The 21,673-nt window shown below is 48.3% G+C and carries 14 protein-coding genes and 1 tRNA gene; 4 read left to right on the top strand and 11 right to left on the bottom strand.

The window, feature by feature from the left end; all coding sequences use genetic code 11:
* Positions 1–45: 45 nt before the first annotated feature.
* The gene (locus tag ACUY4S_RS09200) at positions 46–234 is read right to left on the bottom strand and encodes a YjfB family protein (RefSeq protein ID WP_312692457.1); all 189 of its coding nucleotides are present in this window, start codon (positions 232–234) and stop codon (positions 46–48) included.
* Between the two features lie 114 nt (positions 235–348).
* Positions 349–825: a GNAT family N-acetyltransferase gene (locus ACUY4S_RS09205; RefSeq protein ID WP_458023440.1), complete on the bottom strand. Its 477-nt coding sequence runs from the start codon at positions 823–825 to the stop codon at positions 349–351.
* Between the two features lie 102 nt (positions 826–927).
* On the opposite strand from ACUY4S_RS09205, the gene ACUY4S_RS09210 reads away from it, so the two are divergent.
* The gene (locus ACUY4S_RS09210) at positions 928–1,860 is read left to right on the top strand and encodes a LysR family transcriptional regulator (protein WP_458023439.1); all 933 of its coding nucleotides are present in this window, start codon (positions 928–930) and stop codon (positions 1,858–1,860) included.
* Between the two features lie 661 nt (positions 1,861–2,521).
* On the opposite strand, the gene ACUY4S_RS09215 is transcribed toward ACUY4S_RS09210, so the two are convergent.
* The 6 genes from ACUY4S_RS09215 to ACUY4S_RS09240 form a co-directional block, all read right to left on the bottom strand.
* On the bottom strand, positions 2,522–3,355 hold the full coding sequence (locus tag ACUY4S_RS09215; RefSeq protein ID WP_458023438.1) for an HNH endonuclease: 834 nt from the start codon (positions 3,353–3,355) through the stop codon (positions 2,522–2,524).
* 380 nt (positions 3,356–3,735) lie between these two features.
* Positions 3,736–4,143 (bottom strand): very short patch repair endonuclease, encoded by a 408-nt coding sequence (locus ACUY4S_RS09220; protein WP_458023437.1) that lies wholly within the window; start codon positions 4,141–4,143, stop codon positions 3,736–3,738.
* A gap of 97 nt (positions 4,144–4,240) precedes the next feature.
* Complete coding sequence (locus ACUY4S_RS09225) at positions 4,241–10,096, bottom strand: DEAD/DEAH box helicase (protein WP_458023436.1); 5,856 nt, start codon at positions 10,094–10,096, stop codon at positions 4,241–4,243.
* Positions 10,097–10,134: 38 nt separating this feature from the next.
* Entirely contained in the window at positions 10,135–12,207 is a 2,073-nt protein-coding gene (locus ACUY4S_RS09230) for a hypothetical protein (protein ID WP_458023435.1), read from the bottom strand.
* Positions 12,208–12,218: 11 nt separating this feature from the next.
* On the bottom strand, positions 12,219–14,774 hold the full coding sequence (locus ACUY4S_RS09235) for a hypothetical protein (RefSeq protein WP_458023434.1): 2,556 nt from the start codon (positions 14,772–14,774) through the stop codon (positions 12,219–12,221).
* Positions 14,771–16,006 carry a DNA cytosine methyltransferase gene (locus ACUY4S_RS09240; RefSeq protein WP_458023433.1) on the bottom strand — a complete coding sequence of 412 codons (1,236 nt, stop codon included), beginning with the start codon at positions 16,004–16,006 and terminating at the stop codon, positions 14,771–14,773. Before ACUY4S_RS09240 ends, ACUY4S_RS09235 begins: the two co-directional genes overlap by 4 nt.
* A 289-nt stretch (positions 16,007–16,295) precedes the next feature.
* Here ACUY4S_RS09240 and ACUY4S_RS09245 point away from each other — a divergent pair, with 289 nt between their 5' ends.
* Entirely contained in the window at positions 16,296–17,309 is a 1,014-nt protein-coding gene (locus ACUY4S_RS09245; RefSeq protein WP_458023432.1) for a DUF4917 family protein, read from the top strand.
* A gap of 1,558 nt (positions 17,310–18,867) precedes the next feature.
* Here ACUY4S_RS09245 and ACUY4S_RS09250 read toward each other — a convergent pair.
* A complete protein-coding gene (locus ACUY4S_RS09250) occupies positions 18,868–19,203 on the bottom strand; it encodes a helix-turn-helix domain-containing protein (protein ID WP_458023431.1) in 336 nt (111 codons plus the stop codon).
* Positions 19,204–19,306: 103 nt separating this feature from the next.
* On the opposite strand from ACUY4S_RS09250, the gene ACUY4S_RS09255 reads away from it, so the two are divergent.
* Positions 19,307–19,543, top strand: coding sequence for a helix-turn-helix domain-containing protein (locus tag ACUY4S_RS09255; protein WP_458023430.1), 237 nt, complete (start codon positions 19,307–19,309; stop codon positions 19,541–19,543).
* A 107-nt stretch (positions 19,544–19,650) separates the two neighbouring features.
* Positions 19,651–19,878: a helix-turn-helix domain-containing protein gene (locus tag ACUY4S_RS09260; RefSeq protein ID WP_458023429.1), complete on the top strand. Its 228-nt coding sequence runs from the start codon at positions 19,651–19,653 to the stop codon at positions 19,876–19,878.
* Between the two features lie 120 nt (positions 19,879–19,998).
* Here the strand turns inward: ACUY4S_RS09260 and ACUY4S_RS09265 are convergent, their stop codons facing one another.
* Positions 19,999–21,249: a tyrosine-type recombinase/integrase gene (locus ACUY4S_RS09265; RefSeq protein WP_458023428.1), complete on the bottom strand. Its 1,251-nt coding sequence runs from the start codon at positions 21,247–21,249 to the stop codon at positions 19,999–20,001.
* A gap of 161 nt (positions 21,250–21,410) precedes the next feature.
* Positions 21,411–21,486 (bottom strand) — tRNA-Asn (locus tag ACUY4S_RS09270).
* Positions 21,487–21,673: the final 187 nt, after the last annotated feature.

The following is a 21,673-nucleotide window of genomic DNA, read 5'->3' on the forward strand; positions in this document are numbered from 1 at the left end:
TAACCGGATGACGCGATGTCGCGAAGCGCCAGCGGGCAAACCGGATTAGGCCGTGGTGTTAATGTTACGACCGATTGCCGGGTTCGATGGCAACTGCGGGATCTGCTGGATGAGATCGGTCGCTATCGATTTCTGACTATCCAGCGCTTTTTTCAGGACCAGCGTGTTGACCTGATTATCGAGCTGATAAGAGTCAAGGCTACTGGCTAATGAAGCGATTTGAATTGGATCCATTCAGTCATCCTTTAGTTATGGAACAAAACAAACTGATAGCAGCGTAAATCAGAGCTGCACCATCTTATCGGCATTTTTTGCACAAACTTTAAGCGCAAGCGCGGCGCGCGGGGCTTAGCCGGCGAAATTCACCAGCGCTTCGCCATCAAGACGGTAGCGTACCCACTCGCTTTGTGGCAGTGCGCCAGTACTGAGATAAAAGTCGATAGCGGGTTTGTTCCAGTCGAGGACGCTCCACTCCAGACGGCCGCATTTTCGTTGTACTGCACACTGCGCAATCCGCTTCAGCAGTGCCCGTCCAGCACCGTTACCGCGAAATTCTGGCGAAACATAGAGGTCCTCCAGGTAAATGCCATTACGCCCAAGCCAGGTGGAGTAGCTGGTGAAAAATACCGCATAGCCCGCGATCTGACCGTCAATTTCGCACATTAAGGCTTCGGTGTTGCTGTCTGCAGCAAACAGCGTTGCGCGAATTTCATCCGGGGTGGTGACCACTTCCTGTGGCGCTTTTTCATAGACCGCCAGTTCATAAATCATGTCGTAAATCGCGCTTGCGTCTTCCGGCTGCGCCTGGCGGAGGGTAATACTCATGGTTTCGTGCCTTCTGTTATGCGGGAGTCAATTGATGGCGACCAGCATAAGCGCTATCGTAAAAAGAATTAAGTGCAATGAAATCACCGGACGTTGAATATTATGCATTCTGCTTTACGACGCCTCGACCTCAATCTGCTGCTGGTATTTGATGCCGTATATCGCTATCGCTCGGTAAGCCAGGCGGCAGAGGAACTGGCAATGAGCACCTCGGCGTTAAGCCATGCTCTGTCCCGCTTACGCAGTGGGTTAAACGATCCACTGTTTTACCGCGAGGGGCACCGCATGTGCCCCAGCGTTTATGCTACGCAACTTGCGCCAGCTATCGCCTCGTCGTTGAAGTTTCTTAATCAGGAACTGGCGCCACAGGCGGAGTTCAACGCGGCCAGCAGCAGCGACTGTTTGCAGATTGCGATTACCGATTTCACCGCATTTACTATTTTCCCGGCGCTAATGCAGCAGTTACAGCATGATGCACCGGGGTTGCGCTTTGAGTTGCGTTATCTGCCGCACAGCCCGGCACTGACTGAATTACTGGCGGGGGAAGTCGATTTGGCGCTGGGGTTCAGCGCCGAAGAGGATGAACGGCACCCGGAACTTGATGAGATAAACTGGTGCGCCGATGAGTATGTCGCCATTAGCCATCTCGCCAGAAAAACCTTGACCCTTGCGGAATATCTGGCGGCCAGACACCTGGTGATCACACCATGGAACGAGGCGCAGGGCGTGCTTGATACGCAACTTGCGCGGATGGGTTACACACGGCAGATCGCCATAAAAACGCCCTCAATGCTCAGCGCGCCCTTTATGATTGCCGACAGCGACATGCTGATGGCGCTGCCGCGCTCTGCCGCGGAAAAGCTGGCGCAGGCGGCGAAAATTCGCATCTTCCCGTTGCCGTTTTACGTCCCGCCCTTTGAAGTGAAAATCTATTCACATAAACGCAGCGGTAAGCGGGGGGCCACCAACTGGCTCAAGACCCGGTTACACACGCTTGCATGCTTTGCAGATGCGCGAGGCAGTGAATCGAATTGAAGACGCCACCCGGTTATTGCAGGTGAAACCGCGGGCTGAGGCGCTAACCGTTGCGACGTTGCCCTCTTTCGCCAGCCATTGACGGGTTCCGGGGCTGGCCAGGTTTTGTGCGCGTCATCCACACATGACTGTGCGCCTGATGACCAGCCAGGCAGTGGTCAACTTTTATCAGGGGCTCGTGGATATTGCCATTCGTATGGGGAGGTGCGGCGTTCTCGGATTGAGGGTGCCATTGCCCGTGGAGAACGGGTACAGCTTATCGACTTCAGTACACATTATCCCTTGTCTTACTGGCAAGTGACGCCACTGCACGCAGAGAAAAAACCGGCAGTCAGTCGGTTTATCGCGTGGCTGGACGAGGAAGTTGTGGCCTGGGGCAGGGGTCAATAAAGCAAAAAGCCTGCTCGAAAGCAGGCTTTTTAAATTTGGCTCCTCTGACTGGGATCGCCTTCGCCAGCAAATGGCTGAAAAATAGGCTATGCTGGAAAACTCTTCCTGTCAAGACCACCAAAATGACCACCAATCGGCGCTGGTTCCATAAAACTGATTTGAGCGGTCTCGTGCATTTGGTGATCGTTACTATGGTCGTAACTACAAGGGCAATCTGCTCTGTGCCAAAACGGAGGTCGCCCATCTGCAAACCACTTAAAAAAGAGCACCATCACTTCTGTAATCTTACTATATTAATGTAAAGCTTCTCGATTAGTTCTTTCGCATTTTGACTGTAGTGCAAGGCCCTATGGCAATTTGGGCAAAGTGCGACACAGTTGCTTGTGGTATCAGCACCGGCTGAAGAGAGTGGTATCACGTGATGTACTTCCAAGTATGGGCTGCCATCATTTAGATAAAACGGTGCTTCTTCACTGCAGTTTTCACAAATGCCATTACTTTGCTGCAAGATCCAGGCTTTCACCGCAGGATCCCTAACATAGACCTTTTGAAGTCGCTCTACTATCCCAGGGGCTTCATATCCCTTGGGCTCGCTCAAAGGTTTTTTTATTAATTTACTAACCCTTTTATTCAGAACGCCCTCATCATCAGTAGGTTGCATGAGATCTGATGATTCGCCATGTATTATAGGTTCCCAAAATTCGTTATTAGTGACTTTAGGAACATTTATCATTATTCGTTTGGTCCTGTTACCTGAAGGAACTTCTTTTCTACCTGTACTACTGAAATGAGCCTGATAACTACACATTTCCTGGCGAATATCGCGAGGGTTATTCCCCACTAAAGAGAAATATTCACCAGGATGGATTTTTCTTTCAGCTATGGACGGCATATGATTTCTGGCTCCAGATGAGGCAAGATACACAACGACATTTTCAACATCGGAATCAATCAGTCGCTCAATGATACAATCCAGGGCAATATTGTAGTCTTTGTTTCTGTGTGCTGGCCCCCAAGACTCAAGGATTAGGCCATAAACCCCATCTTCTTCACCTACTGAGCACTCTGCGTTCAGTTCAATGCCATTTTTATTATATACATTCATTATATTGATCTTTTGTGAGTATTTTCTACAAAAATACTACCTACCTATATAAATAAGCAATGTTTTATTAAAAATAGCGCTGACCTGCTTCCCGTTGATTAAAACATAGGAATGTTAGTAATGGCTATCATTTGAGAACAATTACGAACTTCCGCTTCTCGTTCTTGGCTGTGACAAGAAATCACCGAATGTAAAAAGCCCGCCTTTGGAAGCTGAGGCGGGCTTTTTTGTAGAAATTTAGATGTACTTTCTGGGCTTGTCTTTGCAGTAACTTCCTAATTTAAAATATAAAAAATAACCTTGCCAAGAGCGTCAAGCTGAGCACCATTTTTAACACATGAAACAGCGTTTAAACCAACGCCATTCCCGATGCCTGTCCATCATTCTTTTAAAAACGTTTTCAATTTTTTCAGAAGGATATCCGTCTCTTTAAGTTCGCACTCCCACACTACCAATGCTCGCCAGCCCATTTCTCGTAGCTTTGATAAATGTTGAGAATCCCTGACTTTGTTTTTTTCCAACTTAGCAAACCAATATTCCTGATTTGATTTAGGTGTACGATTTCGTCGACATCCCTCATGACCATGCCAAAAGCAACCATGCACGAAGATAACTTTGCGCTTTCCCCAAAACACCAGATCGGGCTTGCCCGGCAGTCGCGGATCATATAAACGATAACGAAACCCGGCATGATAAACGAGGCGTCTGATGATTCGCTCAGGGCTGGTATCTTTACCCTTAACTCGGGACATAACATAGCTTCGTTTGGCCGGAGTCAGTGTATCCATGAGAAAACCTCGCTATGTTATGCCGTAGTTTAAAGGCGCTTTTGCATTGAAAGCGCCTTCGGGCTAAAAAATTAACCAGTAACAATAAACGCTACTGCTATATTTTAACTCTGTTAAGGTTCGCTAACGCACGCAGCGGTCGTCTTTCCAGCTCAAACGTATCAATGAATAGTAGCGGCGACTCCCCGTCAGTCAATCCAAAAGAGTCAATCAGGGCATCACGTTCGGCATCTCTCCATTGCCATAAGGGATGCGTTACGGCCGCTCGCCAAAGCTCTTTCCCATCCTGTATTTCAATAAGGACAGGTAATGAATGCTCTTTTGACAATTTGATTGTTGCTGGTCGTAGAGCCTCAACGTCTTCCGCTAACTGAAACGCTCTTTCTCGCCATCCTTTCATCTCTGGCTGATTCCAGTCTGCGGCATTCAGACCACATGCGAATTCGGGCATAACCATTGCCCGTAAATAGGCCATACCTAAACGCCAGTCGAGCAAGCCGTGATACTGGCGATTGCCATAGCGTTGTATGCACTTGTAACACGCGGTTTGGCATTGAATCGGGTGATCTTTGTTTAAAAAATCAACCATCGGCCAGTTGTCATTCTCTTCGAGAATCTCATGTAATAGCTTGACTATCAGAGGTAAGCCGTCAGCAGTTGCTGGTTCGGCAAGCCGTCTGCATAATCCTGAACCGTTGATTAACGCGTCGGCGATTTGCAATCTGGGTTTACCAAGATGCAGTCGGGGTTCAAGCATTTCAAATTCATCTGGCGAAACATCCAGATAGAGCGCTGCCTTATGCGTCAAGATCTGAGTCGCGCTGATAGCCGCCGCGCGTGTAGGCAAATTCATGTACTCGCCGTATCTGGCGACCATATCCAGATTAAGGCGAGTATCGAATTTCGTTATTTCAAGATGAAGAGACTCCGTCTCTTTGCTTGATACAAGCCCAAAACTTTTTTTCTCGCCACGAAACTGCCAGCGCGGGTTATTGTGCGATTTTAGCCAGTCTGAACCGATAGCCTGCTCGCCTTTAACTGACGGGCAATAAGTAGAAAAGGGCATTGGCGCTTTTTGATCGTTCACCAAGTCAACATTAAATCGTTCGCCTTCCTTATCTCCGTTAATGGGACCATCGTTGAGGCGTAGAATGGTCACTTCACCGCGTTGTACAGTGAAGGAATCGCATTTTGTTGGAACGCCTTCATGTAACACTGTTGCTGTGGTTTTCAACGACATGCGGATAAAATTATCAATATCGTCTTTGGGTTTGAAATCCGTACGAAAAGCGGCTGGCGTGATATAAAGCCTGAATTCGTCAGGACTGATCGGCGTGCAGCAATCCTCGCAATTAATATCGTTGTCAGGTTTATGTAGCTCTAGCTTTGCGGAACCACATGCCGGGCAAACTGCTACATGGCTGCATGACTCCTGCCACGAGCCTACCGTCGAGAGATCCGATATTCGGTTGTTCTGGACCTGTGGTTCTTGGTAATTACCTGTGAAGCCTATTACCTCATGCTTTTTCTTATCCTTGATTAATACTGAGCCTGGAGCATACTCGAAAACTGCGAGATCAAGATCGCGATCCATCGTCGACCATTCGTATTCTTCTTGCGCGTTTAGACCTTTTGTTTTACGCAATCCCAAATAAAGGTTGCGCACCCGAGTCGGCATTCCATACATCGGCAATTTACCGTGCTCGGCCAGGAAACGTGCAAGCCCCATATCCTCTTCAGGGACATAAATTTTCAGTTCAGCGATTTCATCAATTATTTTTTCCGCATTTAATATTGAATTAAGTCGTTGTTTTTGCTCTGGATCGAACGTTGCTGCTTTCATAAAGCGATCATGTATATTCTGAGTTGCTTTCAACGCTCCCAGCAATCGTTCAGCCCAATTAGTTTCATCGCTATGATAGTAATCATGCGTAGAAACATATTCGCCATGAATATCAGGCGGAACGAGTTTATCTCCAGGGAAAGTTGTTCCGTTTTTATGATCCTCTTCACGTAAAAGATTAAATGCAGCTCTAAGCCATACTTTCCGCATAAGTCTTAATGGAATGGCATCGTGATCTACCGCCAGAAAAGGCGGCGGCGGCGGATCTCCGGTGATCGCATGAGGATGAGCGAAATAGTAAGCGTCATGAGTACGTCCGCGACAAAATGTGATAACGAAAGAAAAGGCCTGACCACGTCGCCCAGCGCGACCGACGCGCTGCTGGTAGTTAAACCGTTGAGGCGGCATGTTGGCTTGATAAACCGACTGAAGTGAACCGATATCAATTCCGACTTCCATTGTCGTGGTAACGGCAAGCATATCGATTTCCGCATCTAATTTTTCGAGTTCACTCATTTCATCAACGAAAATGCCCTTGAATTTACGTAGGCGATCGGAGAAATCATCCGTCTGCCCCGTCAATTCTTCGACGTTCAGCCTGAAACGTTTAACTCCGTCTTGCTCTCCACGTACAATGCGTTTACCAAGAAAATTTTCCTTCCACAGCTTTTCTACAACTCCGCTGGGTTCAACGTCGAGTGGGGTTAAGCAGCGAGTACAATTCTTAAACCCTAAATGTAAGTGAATTCGCCCACATTTTCCGCATTGCCAATAATTATCGTCAGGCTTACTGATTTTGAGGAACAATTTACCGATCTTAATTCGTCCAGCCTTATGCTCAAGCTGAGAAAATTGATTTAAAATACGCGTCAAACCATCTTGATACCCGCTATCACCGAATAAGACTCTGGCAACGCGCTTAACTTTCTCTTTTTCGACATGACTTCCTTCATACCAATCACGAGTACGTGTAGAGTCAAAATATTTATTATCCGTAACGCGATAGGCCCCTGAAAATACCCTTAACCATGCATCTAACTCTGGTAAGTCATCTTTATCTGATATGCATGGATATGCCAGACCTGTCTCTTCTAGCGCGAAGAAGGTATTAGCAAAAATAACATCATCTATCAGCTCAAATTGATCGCCGGTGATTTTTGTTTTTATCTTCATTTTTTCATGAGAAGAAAGTCCTTCGCTATATTTAACAGCCGTATCTTCTTTAGTAAAATTAGCATGCCAAACATTGCTATCGTCCTCATCTGAACTGGAACGATACTTATATGGTGATATTCCCAACCCAACCAGCTCAGATGTAATTCTTCCGATTGAATCACCTTCAGACTCTAATAGCTTGTCTATTTTTATGCGTTTATACTTACAAAGATTAGCAATGCCCTCTTGATATTTTTTAATAGCATATAGCCGACCGTACTCATCATCATCACTAGCCAGCATGGCTTTGGTCATTTTATCTTTAAGAATATCTTCTGATATGTAATTGTTTTCTGCTTCTTTAAGCATCGTTCTGGCTGCTGCGACCAATATTTCCCTGCGCAGATCGCGCAAGTGCAAACGTTCAATTTCCAGCGCCATGGATGCCGCATCCTGCCGACTATCTGAAAAAACAATACTCTTGGCTTCCGCACCGATCGCATGCAGCAATTCAAATAATTCTGTCGCCACAAGCTGGGATGACTTAGTCACACCAGTACGAAATGCGCGAATGGGCGTTCTGGAACGATTACTGGCAGGTCGGCTGGAATAGTCAATGCCACAGTTAGGACAGCAGAAAGGCTGCGCGGAGGGTTTCTTTGTCGGCTCGCCTTTTTTACCCGGAATTGTTTTTTGGAAATAAAGATATCCGCGAACTGCGTCAGTATTTGTCGGAGATATTTGCTGCCCGATCGTCACAATGCCTGTAACAGGATTAAGCGTCGCCTTATCCCAGACATCCCAACCTTTTTCGCAGCCTGCTGGACTTGTATGAGCTGTATCGACAGGCCAGAAAACCGCAAATTCATCCCACGTCATATCGTCGTAATATTCAGCACCGGGGCGTTCTGGAAGATTTTCCAGATTGGTCGCCGAAGGTAATAATTCGATGGTGTTACCGCCATTCTGTCCCTTCTGACCGCCGATCAGTAACTCGCCGCATGCCTCGCAGTACAACATCTCGAATAAACGGCGACCTCGTTTCTCTCCCAGACCTGCTTGAGCGTGCGACAAACCACGTTCCAAACAAAAATCGGAGAATTTCGCTTTTTGCTCTCCCGGCGATACGGAGGCGAAGAAACCCTCAATATTTCTGACGAATGTATGCACGCGAAAAGCTGGTGTGACGTTGGCGGGTTTCTCGCAATCCATCCCGGATTCCGGCAGCGCGCGCACCAGCATTAACCCGCGTAATGCTAATTCCAATTCATCTTGATTACTTGGGTCTTCCTTCAGAAAAACCTTATCAATGATTAGTCCCGGCGGCATCGCTCGCGGCGACTCGCTGCCATCTTCTATACAAGCGTTGGTCAGCAGCGCAGCTGCTTTCTCCGCTGCTTGTTTAATGCCTTTAATGCCTTGCATGCCATTTTGCGCTTTCACGCCCAGAGCCAAGAAGACATTAGACAAAGCCTGACTAACCGCGTCCGTCATGTTCAGATTACGAACGACGTTTCCCTGCCCCTCAAGGGCAACACGCATCAATGCGGCGAAAGGCCGCACGGCGATTTTTCCTTCTGGTTTCGATGGTACATAAGGTTTTCCCTGAATGACACAGTTACGCCAGAAATCAGGCTCATCGCTACCGGGATCGAGAGAATCGCGGCAAGTGCCAAAGGGCGAAAAAAGATCGCGTAGGTATTTCCGTGATTGCTCTCCATCCACGCCATCCATCGGCAGCGATGCTGAAGACGCGAGTAAACGCAGTTTGTAGCGATGTTTCGGGTCGTCAAGCCCGAGTCTTACAATCAGCGACTTAATCAACATCGCGGTTTCGGTTCCAGCGGAACCACGTAATAAATGCAGCTCGTCGAATACCAGATAGAAGTATGCGTCATTGTTATTCATCAACCATTCGCGAGTAGCATCAAATATACCGTCTTCGACTTCGCGCGAAAGCATTGCCCCTAGCATTGAGGCGTTAGTGACGAGAACGTCAGGCGGGGCAGCCTGCATATCCCAGCGAGACATCATTTCCCCGCCGTCTGTCGAAGGAAATATATATCGGGTCTTTTCCGAAGGGTTTTCTTTTTCGTCGAATGCGCGCGCAGCATGCTGATCGCTATCAATTCGCTTCAACGCCTTACGTAATTTTTCAAGATTACGAGCATGGCGACTCTTTTCCGATTTGACTCCGGAAAGACGTGGATGGTTAGCATAGCCAGTAATCGGTGTTGCGCTAGTATATTGCCCAAAGAAAATTCGATTCCTAGCGAAGCGATGCTCCATCACCTGCCGCGCGTCATCTGAATCCAATGTTTTACGTAAACGCGCCATTTGATCTTCAACCAGAGCGTTCATCGGGTAAAGCACTAGCGCCCTGACTGCCGCCTGACGTTTTTCTCCTTCGCGACGAGAAACCCAGTTTGTTTTTTCATCGTTCCACCATCGATTTTGCAGATAACCGTCGCAAGGTGCGGCCCAGCTGACAGCTTCATTCGATAGTGCGGCCAGTATAGGCAACATAAAACTTTCCGTTTTTCCTGAACCTGTTCCCGATGTAACAATACTGGGACAACCAGGAGAAATACCACGCTCCAGCATTTGAGTCTGGTGGCTATATGGAGCGTGGACCGAACGACGCGGCCAGACTTCATCACCAGGTTTTGAATCGAACAGACCGGATAACGCTAATTCGGCGAACGCCTTACGACCTTTGCGAGACAAACTATTCAGAGGCCCACCTTCCATCTCGGCCAGAGCTTCAAGCGTTTTATCAGAAGACTCATATCGTAAAACAGGCTCAATGTAGGGCTCCGCAGCAAATTCTCCACTGCTATTCAAAAGATTGCGTCTTGAGGCCGAAACTAAAGGATCGGCAATTCGAAAGCTGGTTTCTATATATGAAATGAAGAAATCCTGAATACGGCGAAAACCGCCAATAGGGTCTAACATGATTTCCTTCTCCTGTAATTTATTGGGCGTACATCTCGTTATTCTTTAATATCGGCGTATAAATTGACTAAATGTTTCTGATACATCGATTTGTTTTCAGCATCAAGCAGCCCGACTTCATGCGCTGTTCTCATCGCCCGTAGTGTATTTGCCAGATCCAAACGTCCGGCTGACATTTCATCCGCGATAGCGAGTCTATCCGGGAGAGAACCTTGCGATGCCGGGCCGGGATCAAGCTCGCGATGATTTTCTATAGAAAGAAGTAAAGGGGACAGCGCAATCGCATTCCGGATGATGACGTTTTCCATCCGCAGGCGAAGATGTTGTTCCTTTATTTTCTCCGCCTCTTCACAATCTTCGTTTTCAATGGTGCCGCAAATCAGAAAGCGTCGAGGCAAATCGCTGCCGTGCAATCGGTCTTTCAGCGCTGGCAACCAGAAACGCGCGGCGGAACATTCGACACGTTCAATGACGGCGAGGATAGTTCGGGGACAAGAAGCCTCGCTCAACAATAATCCCTGATAAAGCGGCGTCGCGATATTATTTCCCGCACGAACCCAAAGATCTTCGCAGGAAATGATCGTTGGATCGGCGATCTGCCGGATAGAACGACCTGAAGAAATCAGCGATTCAGCAATAGCAAGGAAGTCCTGCGTTTCCGGGCCAGAGAGCAATGGACATTCTCCAGCCAGCATTAACGCCAGAAATTGCACCATCAACCTCTTTCCGTCAGGCGTTAGCAAATTGTTTTCACTGACGCTGCGACCGAACTCTTTGCAGGACACGGTTTTCGCTTCAGGCGGGAGTCTCACTTCCGGGATGGCTGAATACGCCATTCGGCGAGCTTTGTCAGCAATTACGGCGTTTATATGTTCGAGTTCGGCTTGCGCCTGAACAGTATGCTCTTTGACATCTGCAAGTGAAGCCAAAAACACTTCACGCTCGCTGGTCAGGGAAGCCAGCGTCTGACGTTGATGTTTGTTCTGAGCGCATAAATCCGCAATGGCGTCTTTCAGACGATCAATTTCGCTTTCGAGGCACGCTTTCTCATGTTTTAGCGTCTGCTCGATATTCGCTTGTTTCTCTACAAAATCAGCCTGTAATCTTTCTTCTTCACTTTGTCGTAATTGGGCAATTTGATATTCGATGTCATTCTTTTGGGCTGCCAGAAAAGAAGCCATTTCCGCATCAAGAGCATCTCGACGTTGCTGGCGCTCGGCAGTAAATGCGCTTTCGAGCGCTTTTTTTTGCTCAGTGCGCAACGTCGCTCGCTCTTCTTCAGCGATACTTTGTATTTGGCATTCGAGCAAGTCAGCGATTCTGCCATTGCTGAGTAGTGATTCAGTAAGCTGACGGGCCAGGCAATCTTCGTCTTCCAGTTTCTTTGCCAGTTCGCCTGAGCGGAGTGATTGAGCGGTAGCCAGAAGATCATCGACGCCGGAGTTTAATTTCCCGCTTTGCTCGTCCGAATGCACCCGAAGCCATGAAGCGATCGCCGTCGTCGACCCCGCATAAGAAAGAAGTTGAATGACGTTTTCAATGTACTGCTTATCCGGCGTCCAGTCATGGATTCGGGCGGGTGAAGCATCAGCATCTGGCATATAAAATGCTTTTCCGCTTTCAGATGTGTCGGATACTGTAATTACACCGTTATTGTTGAAAACATATTCATGAATGCTCTGGTTTCTGGACAGAAGCAGACAACCTGATTTCGACTCAGCCAGATTTGCAAGAATCAGACCATCCGTCCCGAAACGGATAGCCCATAGTCCCGGTTCGCCATCTGTTGTTATGCCATCGAAACTTAATCGACGACGCGCTTCCAGCAGCGACTTCGCGGATGATAAATTATAATAAGGGTAAATACGGCGGGAGCGTTTCGCCTGCGTCTTGTTGCGAATGCCGGGCCCCACCTGAAAAGCAGCCCATTCGCCTTTGCGAAGCGGTAAAGCGTCAGTTTCATTGAACTCCACTTCCCCTGTTCGAGGAAACAACCTCTTGGGGTTATCAATCGTACGCCAGCCATTCGGAGTCTCCTGCGCGACGGCTTTGAAGTAAGACTGATAATTTCTGCGATCGTATTGACCAAGAAACCAGGGGATTTCGCTCATCGTTATTTTCCTTATGATCCTGGCGTCAGCGTTAGCCGTCCGTTTCGCCATATTGGACGTTTTTTTCCGCCGGAATGACGAGCGGCGGAAACTAAATGGTTTGCGTCGCCCTCATCGCCCGGTGAGAGCAAACAAAAGCTTCCCGGAAGCAGCGATTTTAGCCAGAGAAAAGAAGCGTCGCCGATGGGATAAACATAACCAGAATCCATTGGACCTCCGTTTCTGAGCGCGCTGCGTCGGATTCCCGTCGCCAACGCGTCGGGCAAGCCGCAATCATGGATAAGGCATAGCAGATGATTTTGAGTCACGCGTTCGAATATCGGTTGTCGGTTTTTCGCGCCAGCATTGATAATAGCGGCGGTTCGGGAGAGAAAATGCCTCGTTTCCCGCCCAGAAACGACCCGATAGATATCATGATCCCGCCCGCCAGGATGAACATGGAGCGATAATGACGCCGCACTTTTACTCGGGGGGAGATACGTCTGGAAACTTCCTGAACGCCAGTTCCAGACAGCCGCTGGATTGTGCAGTTCAGCGGCGCGTTCCGCCGGGGCTAGTGAAAATGGCGTAGCATCGGATAACGACGACGCATCGATAAGCGGCCATCCCATGCGTTGGGATAACGTAACAGGATCCGCAAGCACGGCTCCGAATACGGGCGGTGACCAGACGCTTATGCCGCTGCGACGGAAACTTTTTCCTCCCAGTCCGGCGACCGCTTTTTGAAAATCATCCATTAGGATGGCGCAGACAGCGCCTTCTACGACAACCAGGCTGTTTTCTCCATTCCGAAGAAGAAGCAACGTAGGTTTAACCAGCGTCCATACCCGACCTTTCCACTCGGGACGCAGACGCGGTTCGATCAGACCTGCATGATGCAGACAGCGAATCAGATGCCATACGCTGATATCGTCGGTAACACGTTTCATTATCGCGACTAATTCGACTTCCTCCCAGCCGCTGGTGCCGCTGGCATAAATCGCCTCCATGAGATGTTCGCAATTTACGTGACTATTTTCCCATTGAAACGGTTCTTCAAAACTAATCGTTGGCACCTTTAGCGAAGATGTCGACCAGTCGGAAAGGGGCGTAAACCGGTACCTTGCGCTTTCTCCTAACGTCGGGTGCGGTAGGGCGCGGGAAAAAAAACGCGTGCGACGTCGCCAAGGCGTTGTTTTTTCTCCAACTTCAGGGGCCGGTTCGATAAAAAATTCGCCGTTGAGTGGCGATGAAGAAATCAGGCGTCCATCGGCGACATAAATGTCTACTGCGGCATCATCATTCCGGGGTGAATATATTTTATAGCGCTGCGTATCCGACTCGATAGAAGGTAAAAACGCAGGTAATCCCAGCCATCCGCCGGGGACGCGTATTCCACCGTATAGCTGAGGGCGCGTAACTTCATCATCTCCTGAAGAGGATTTTACTGCCCGAAAAATATCTATTGCCGAAACCCGCTTTAGCGGCTGCGTCGTTAAAATCCACTCGCCTTCGTCAACATAGCTTTCAAGGCGCTCGCTCATTCGTACAGAATGGCTACTAGATAAAGCAATATGAAATTGCAGCGAATATTCATCAGGGGACGGCTTCGCTTTCCAACGTCCGTGTCCTGTTTGATGAAAGAAAATTAAACCGGCCTTCATCGCTTTCGCCAGATTGTCGCTGCTTTCGGTAGATGCAGCCTTAAGCGCTTCAGAAAGCGTCTTATGAAAAATGGATTCGCCATTTTCATCATCCGCGCTGAAATAGCACCGCGAACCATCGAAATCGATGCACATATCAATAATTGCCCGATGCGTCGCTATAGAGGAAGACAATTCAACAGCCCGCTGGCGAAGACGCCAGAACGGCATATCGAAGAGCGCGCGACGCCCCAATATCCAGGCGTCTCTGAACTCGGTGAAGGCCTGCCTCAGCGCATGAGAAACCTTTTCTCTCTGGATAACGATCTGAAAGTATTCGATCATCTGCCGCGGACCGGCGGCAGCTTGCGAATGACTCTCAAGGAACCCGCTCATCAGACGCAGATCGGCTTTATTCGGGAATGCCAGTCGCAGGGTGTGACCGATCTGGACCCAGCCATCCCGTGGCGGCAAGATAAGACGCCTATAGGGTTCGCCTTCCTGAATACGTTGCCTAAGCCATTCGGCCAATGCCTCCCACATCTTGTTGATGCCGGATAAGTTTTGAAAACTATGAGTGACCTGCAGCCAGTTCTGTAGTTTCAGGCGAAAATCATTACGTTCGTCCTGCGCGTCGAATTGACTACTGATAAGCAGCGTCATGATAAGATAAGTAAAATATCCGGGCGATCGACGAGTCGACTTTTCCATCATACCGCTTTCCAGGCGCTGCGGCAGATCCCGTATTTTCGACATACAGGTTCGAAACGCTTCTTCAGCTTCATCCGCGCTAACCCCGCTATCGGCGAATGCCGCCGCGAGCGTCGTCGGCGTAGCTTCAAACCAGCGAATATCCTGCGCGTCGCCGTCAGCGCGGAACCGGAGAAAATAATCAATCAGTTTACTTTCCCAACAATCAGGCGTAACGGGCGACGTCCAGTTCATTCGCGAATATCCTCCGTCCGATGGGTATTAGTTCGGACGGCCATAGCCAGTGGCTCCAGAATACGTTCGGCCAGAAAACGGACAGAAGGAACGGCGAGGCCGTCGCCGATCACTTTAAACGCCGATTGATACGCCGCCGGAAGAATAAAATCATCCGGCAAACCCATTAACGCCGCCGCTTCTTTGACCGATAACAAGCGCGTTTTTACCTGGTTGCCCTTAACAACGATAATACGCGGACGAGAAGCCCCGCCTTTTGGTGTTCTAAGACAACCAAGAACGGACGAGAACGTAATTTCGGTCCGTTGCCTGTTGATGCCTTTTTCTTTGCGCATGCGTAAATAAAGGCTGCCTGTAATTGCCGCGCCAGATGCCTGCGCGTTCGCCAGACGCGACAGGTTCGCCGGTGCCATCATACTGATTAGCCGTTGTGTTTCATCGAAAGAATGCCAAAGCGCGTTTTCGTCTTCAAAATTGATTAAGTCATCCAGCTCTTTCGTTCTGGCGTCTGGCATATTGCCAGGTGACCACCAGATCCAGTCATTACGGTCATCCTTCATCAGCGCTTCGCAGGCTCGAAGGAGCGAAGACGAATGCCATTGCGACAAAGGTTCTTCTGAAACCAAACATTCGGGAATGGAAACATGGCGACTAATCGCCACAAGAAATACGCGGGGCCTGGACTGTGGAAGAAAATGCTTCGCATCAATGATCATTGCGCCATATCGGTAGCCCGTTTTACTTAACTGATGGCATATAGCAGCGAAATGGCTCCCTTGATTCAGCGTCAGCAACCCAAGAACATTTTCTAGAACAAGAATCGGCGGCTTACGGTTTTCCTCGCTGAGCCTGCTAATTAAATCGAGGAACGGCCATACTGCGCCGGAACGCGTGGTTTCATCCGCGGTGGAATTTCTTTCGCCAATTCCCAGGCCATTGCCGGCCAGCGATAAATCCTGGCAGGGAAAAGAGGCCCAGCTTAAATCAGCTTGGAGCGGTAGTTTATCGGGGGTAACTTCGCGTACATCGCGTATATCGAAATGTTCGTCGCCCCAGTTGTCGATGTAGGTAGAGGCTTTTATCGGATCCATGTCATTGGCGAACAGGCATCGCCACTGTTTTCCCAGGCCAGCCCGGGCCATCCCGCCGCCCGCGAAAAACTCATAGAAACTGAATTCCGCCTCGTGCGGTTCTGTTAAATGATTATCGTCCGGGACTACTTCAACGCTCATGACCTGACCATAAAATAATATTGATGAATCGGGGGCATCGTTCGATTTCCTGAAAATAATTTTCTTACTTGGATAGTCTATAAAATCATGAAAATAATATCTATATTGATAAATGGCCGGGTTGTGCCCCCTAAATGGTTTTCATAATTGAAAACAAAGATAATTTTCGTTTTCAGCGCAGGAGGTTGTTGAAATTGTTATTAAAAAACGCGAACAGTTAGCACCTTCGCTTTAAAATGTTTTTTATTTAAACTAATGGAAAAAATCACTACTGGAGCGGAAAACTAAAATGTCGTTTACCATTCGACCTTGGTCTGAACTAGCGCAACGATACGATGGAGCTATTTTACTGGGCAACGGCGCAAGCATCGCCGTCAGCCCTCGTTTTGCATATGGATCTCTGCTTGAACACGTCACGCAAAGAGAGTGTCTGGCGGAAGATGTCCGTAAGCTATTTGACTTTTTTAAAACCAAAGATTTCGAACTTATTCTGCGTATCGTCTGGCAGGCGTCTAACGTCAATAAGTCTTTAGAAATTGAGGATGCCCGTACCCATGAGGCCTACCTCCGAATCCGAGAATGCCTTATTCAGGCAGTACGCGATGTGCATCCTGAACATGATGAAGTGGATGAACAACTGCCATATATTTACGAGTTTTTAAAAAGATTCAACACGGTTATTTCGCTTAACTATGACCTGATCGTTTATTGGACAATGACATATGGTCTGGGGATCAACGATCATCATCGATTTAAGGACTGCTTTCTTGTTAGAGGTCTTTTTGAGCAGGATTGGCAACGATTAAGAGGGATGCTTGGAAATGAACAATCTAATACGCTTGTTTTCTATCCACATGGCAGCCTCATATTGTGTCGAGATCGTGTCGAACAAGAGAGTAAAATTCATATTCAGAACGCTGGCTTGCTTGAATCGATTCTAAAACGTTGGCAAAGCGAGGAAGTCGTTCCACTGTTTGTAAGCGAAGGAACGCATGAACAGAAGGTTAACTCTATTCTAAGCAGTTTCTATCTTTCAACGATTTATCGGGAAGTTCTCGCCGAACAGCGTGAAAATCTGGTGATTTTAGGCTGGGGTATGGGCGAGCATGATGTACATCTGCTTAAACGAATGGCGGGAGCGGGCATAAAGCGAGTCGCCGTATCGGTTTTCAGAAAAGATCAGGCGTATTGCAATAGAGCCAACCAATTAATCAAAGATTTTCTTGGGCAAAATATTCTGATAGAGTTTTTTGATAGTGAAAGTCCGGGCTGCTGGAATCAGCCATCAGAAAATATGATGTAGGGGTTCTAACTGGTAGAGGTGTAAAAGCATGGCTAAAGCGGCGCGTTACCAGACTCTGCCCCGCCGTAGATTTAAGTAAAATAAAATTCGTATTTTTCAAGTGAATACTTCGATTATTCGTTATGAGCATCCCGATACTGTATGGGAGCTAATTTCACCTTTGCTTATTTCTGAACGCTCGCAAAAAGTTAGTCGCCCTTATGCTCAACATCATAAGGTCTTTAAGGGAATGCTTTGAATATCTACTCATGGAAAGCTATTTACAACAGATTCAGCCGTGGTCCGCAATCGGGAATTATTCATATTATTGTCAGCAACAATAATATAAAAAGTAGCTCCGGTTAAGGTGAAAGCAATTAGTATTGATTAGGGCAGCACCGTATTACCAATGGCGATCTTGATATGATATATACTCTGTAAAATCTGACTACCATCGGAGTCACTGTGCCAAACAGAAAATACAGTATGGAAAAAGGGATAATCAGCTTTCCCATAACAGGGCTTCTGTTGTCCGTCGTTTTTAATCGACACAAAAAATAGGATCGCCAGTCCCAGTAATAATGCCAGCATGCGTTGATTCTGTTGCTTAAAAGCAAGCAGTGCCAACTCCCTTCATTATTGGTGAAAGCAAAACGACCAGCTTATTTAAAACCATGATGCCTCTGTTGGTAGCTTCTCGCCTCATGAGATCGCCCCATGTTTTCGCCTCATGGTATGGGTCGATCTCATGAGGCGAAAGCATGGGGCGAACAGAGTGAACGCGTTGCGCCCATGTATCGAGAAGTATACTTCCCGATACAAAACGACATGCGCCTGTTCATGCGGGCTGGACACCCTCATTCCATCTCGCATGGGGTAATGTCGTGGCTGAACGCCACGCCAAAATCCCCAGGGTCAAAGGCGGCACACCGTCGCGCGCTACGCGCGACCAACCCCTTTAAGACGCGCGTTTTAGCCTGTTATTTCTGCTCCTGGTAAACTCGGCGCGAAATAACGGGAAACGTCGCTTTAAATGGGTTGGTCGCGCCACGTTACCGGCTTTTTGCCGGAGACTTAGCCCCGACGGTGTGCGGGGCTTACGCCCCCCAAATAAACCGACGCGTGGGCGCGTCTTTTTGCTCGCTGGGGCGGCAAAATTTATTCGGCTCCCCCGGCCTGCAAAATCCGCGTGGGCGCGGCTGTTTGCAGGTGGGTCTGGCGACGCAAATTAACAGTTTCCCTGAAACTGAATTTACTCGCCGCACTCCACTTTTAAATTTTTGCCGGGAACAAAAATTTAAAAGCCTCTTAATCCGTTATGCTCGGAGCTGGATTTAGCCGCTACGTGATTATCAGGCGTTTATTATTCTGGTCCTGGAAATGATCGATGGCTCTGAACTTTAATTATGTTCTTACTGATGAGGGCTGATAAGAAAACTACTGACTGGCAATTGATATGTTGAAGGCAATGAAAATTTTAGTACGAATCTTCCCGGTATAATCATCATTTATCACCAGCGAAGCCTGCTGACAGGCCTCGCTGGAACAGTACATGAGCCTGAAAAGGTAGTGGTGTTCATTAAAGCGTTTCAGGTCTTGCAGGTGAGTTTGTACCAGAAATTAAATTGCATGCATTATTTGCAGCTTCCTCGTTTGTTCCGCAAAGGCTGCCCGGTAGTGGCTTTCTGATTTTGTGTCTTCTGTCATCATTACGATAGCGGTCGGGCCAGATAACAGCAGGATGAACATCCAGCGCGATGGCGATCAGCCATTCGCCTCTCGGCCAGGGACGCGTCAGGGCATTAGCCAGTGTTGGAGAGGCCAGTCCTGCTTCGCGTGAAACCTTAGCGAGGCTGGTGCCGCGCTTATGCAGGGCGGCAATGATATCGGCCTTATGCCAGTCTTTTTCAGTCATTCTGTTTTCCTCCATGGTTAACAAAGCAATTCAATTATCCTGTTTTGGGATAATTTTGTAAATGACTGATATTCGATTTTAGGATAATTATCGAGTCGTACTTATGTCATCCATTTATTCAGAGCAATATCAGTTAATTATCAAAAAATTGCGCGAAGCCAGACGCGGGCAGGGCCTGACACAGGCCGTCGTTGCGGAGCGCTTGGGTAAGCCGCAGTCGTTCCTGGCGAAAGTGGAGAACGGTGAACGCAGGCTGGATGTGGTCGAGTTTATCCATCTCGCGCAGCTTCTTTCACTGGATCCGGCAGGCGTTATAAAAACCATTATGGATGAAATGTGATTGATACAGTGAATAACTGGGAAGGATTTATTAATCATTGTAATCCTATTTTGGGATAATTAAAGCGTTCAAAGATATTGGCTTCAATATTTTGTTGGGGCATAAAAATGAGTTCGGTTTACTCCGCTGAATACCAGATGGTAATAAAAGCGTTACGGGAAGCAAGGATCGCCAGCCATATTACTCAGGACGAGCTTGCCAGAGCGGTTGGCCGTCCTCAGTCATTTATTGCCAAAGTGGAAAGTGGCGAAAGACGACTGGATGTTGTGGAGTTTGTAAAATTGTGCCGTCTGGTGCGTATCCACCCTGACACTATTTTGCGCAAGATAAAATAAATCTCTTCACTGCCATGTTAAAACACCTGCTTATTTCTGCGTTTCATTACGACGACACAGCGCAACGAGGCAGCTCCTTTTGCTGAAGCTGCCTAAGTCAGAACTTATCCTGCCTGGTTGTTACTGCCGCGCGTATATATAAGGCGCGACATACTCCTGCCGGTTCTTATCCAGATAATCTGACCACCACTGCATCATCACTTTGCGGGCGTCGAGGTATTCCGCTTTATGGATATACGCCGCCCGCACACTGTTACGCTCCTGATGGCTCATCTGGCGTTCAACCGCATCCTGCGACCATAGCCCGGACTCCATCAGTGCGCTACAGGCCATAGTGCGAAATCCGTGGCCGCATATCTCTTTTTTCGTGTCGTAGCCCATCAAGCGCAGCGCCTTATTGACGGTATTTTCACACATCGGTTTATAAGGGTTATGGTCTCCGGGGAATACCAGCTCCTGACCGCCGGATATGTCCTTTATTCGTTTCAGAATATCGATAGCCTGACGGGAGAGGGGCACGATATGCTGCGTGCGCATTTTCGCGCCGCGCCCTGAATAACGAACGCCAGCAATTGCTTCGCGGGTGGCAGGTAGAGTCCAGAGCTTGTTTCTGAAATCTATTTCTGACCAGCGGGCAAAGCGCAGCTCGCTGGAACGAATAAACAGATGAAGGGTAAGCAAAACAGCAAGCCGGGTCAGCTCCCGTCCCTGCTGATAACCGTCAATACGCGCCAGAAGCTCAGGTAAGCGTTCCAGCGGCAGGGCAGGATAGTGGCGTGTCACAGGCGGTGCAGTGACGCCTTCCAGATTCGCCGCCGGGTTATTTTCAAGCAGATCCTGATGCACGGCGTAGCGCATGATGTTGCACAGATGCTGGCGGGTACGGGACGCGACTTCCAGCAGGCCTTTTTTCTCAATGCCTTTTAGCAGATCGATTAAATGCCGGGTCTTCAGTTCACTCACAGAAAGATGGCCAATGACCGGGAATACATGGTTATTCAGGCTGGCAAGCAGACGGGCGGCGTGATTCTCCGACCATGTGCGGTTGCTTTTATGCCAGCTTAGCGCCACAAACTTGAAGGATTTTTCTGGAGTATGGCTGGCTCGCTCGGTGAGGCGTTGCAGCGCCGGGTTGATATTTTGCGCCAGCATTTTACGGATACCGTCACGCTGTTGTCGGGCATCGGCGAGGGAAATAACGGGCCAGGCACCTAAACCGAGGCGTGACTCTTTGCCATTAAAGCGATATTTGAGATACCAGAGACGTGAACCGCAGGGATTAATGAGCAGATAGAGGCCGTGCGAATCGGTGACTTTAAAGGGTTTTACTGAGGATTTGAGACTGCGGATTTTCGTGTCGTTAAGAGACATAGGGTGGTCACTCCATAATCGAACTGAAATGACCCCAGATCAGACCACCAATGTTTCCCGATGCGGAGGGAAAAATCAAAATGCGCCGGGAAGAGTTTTCACGCTAACTTTTTGAATCTGCATCACATAGAGATTCGCGAAGATGCATGAGAACGAAGATTTGGCTCCTCTGACTGGACTCGAACCAGTGACATACGGATTAACAGTCCGCCGTTCTACCGACTGAACTACAGAGGAATCGTGTGAACGGGGCGCATATTAACGGCGGGCACCGGGCTTGTCAAAGGCTGGATTGCCCTAACCCGATCGTTTGCTGACAATTTCGGCAATCTGTTGCGCCAATAAGCACTTACGCCAGTATTTGCACTGTTATGGTGCAAATTACCCCTTATGGGGCAGATCCCAAACCACTGTTTCAGTAATA

The sequence above is a fragment of the Kosakonia beeri genome (assembly GCF_054165705.1).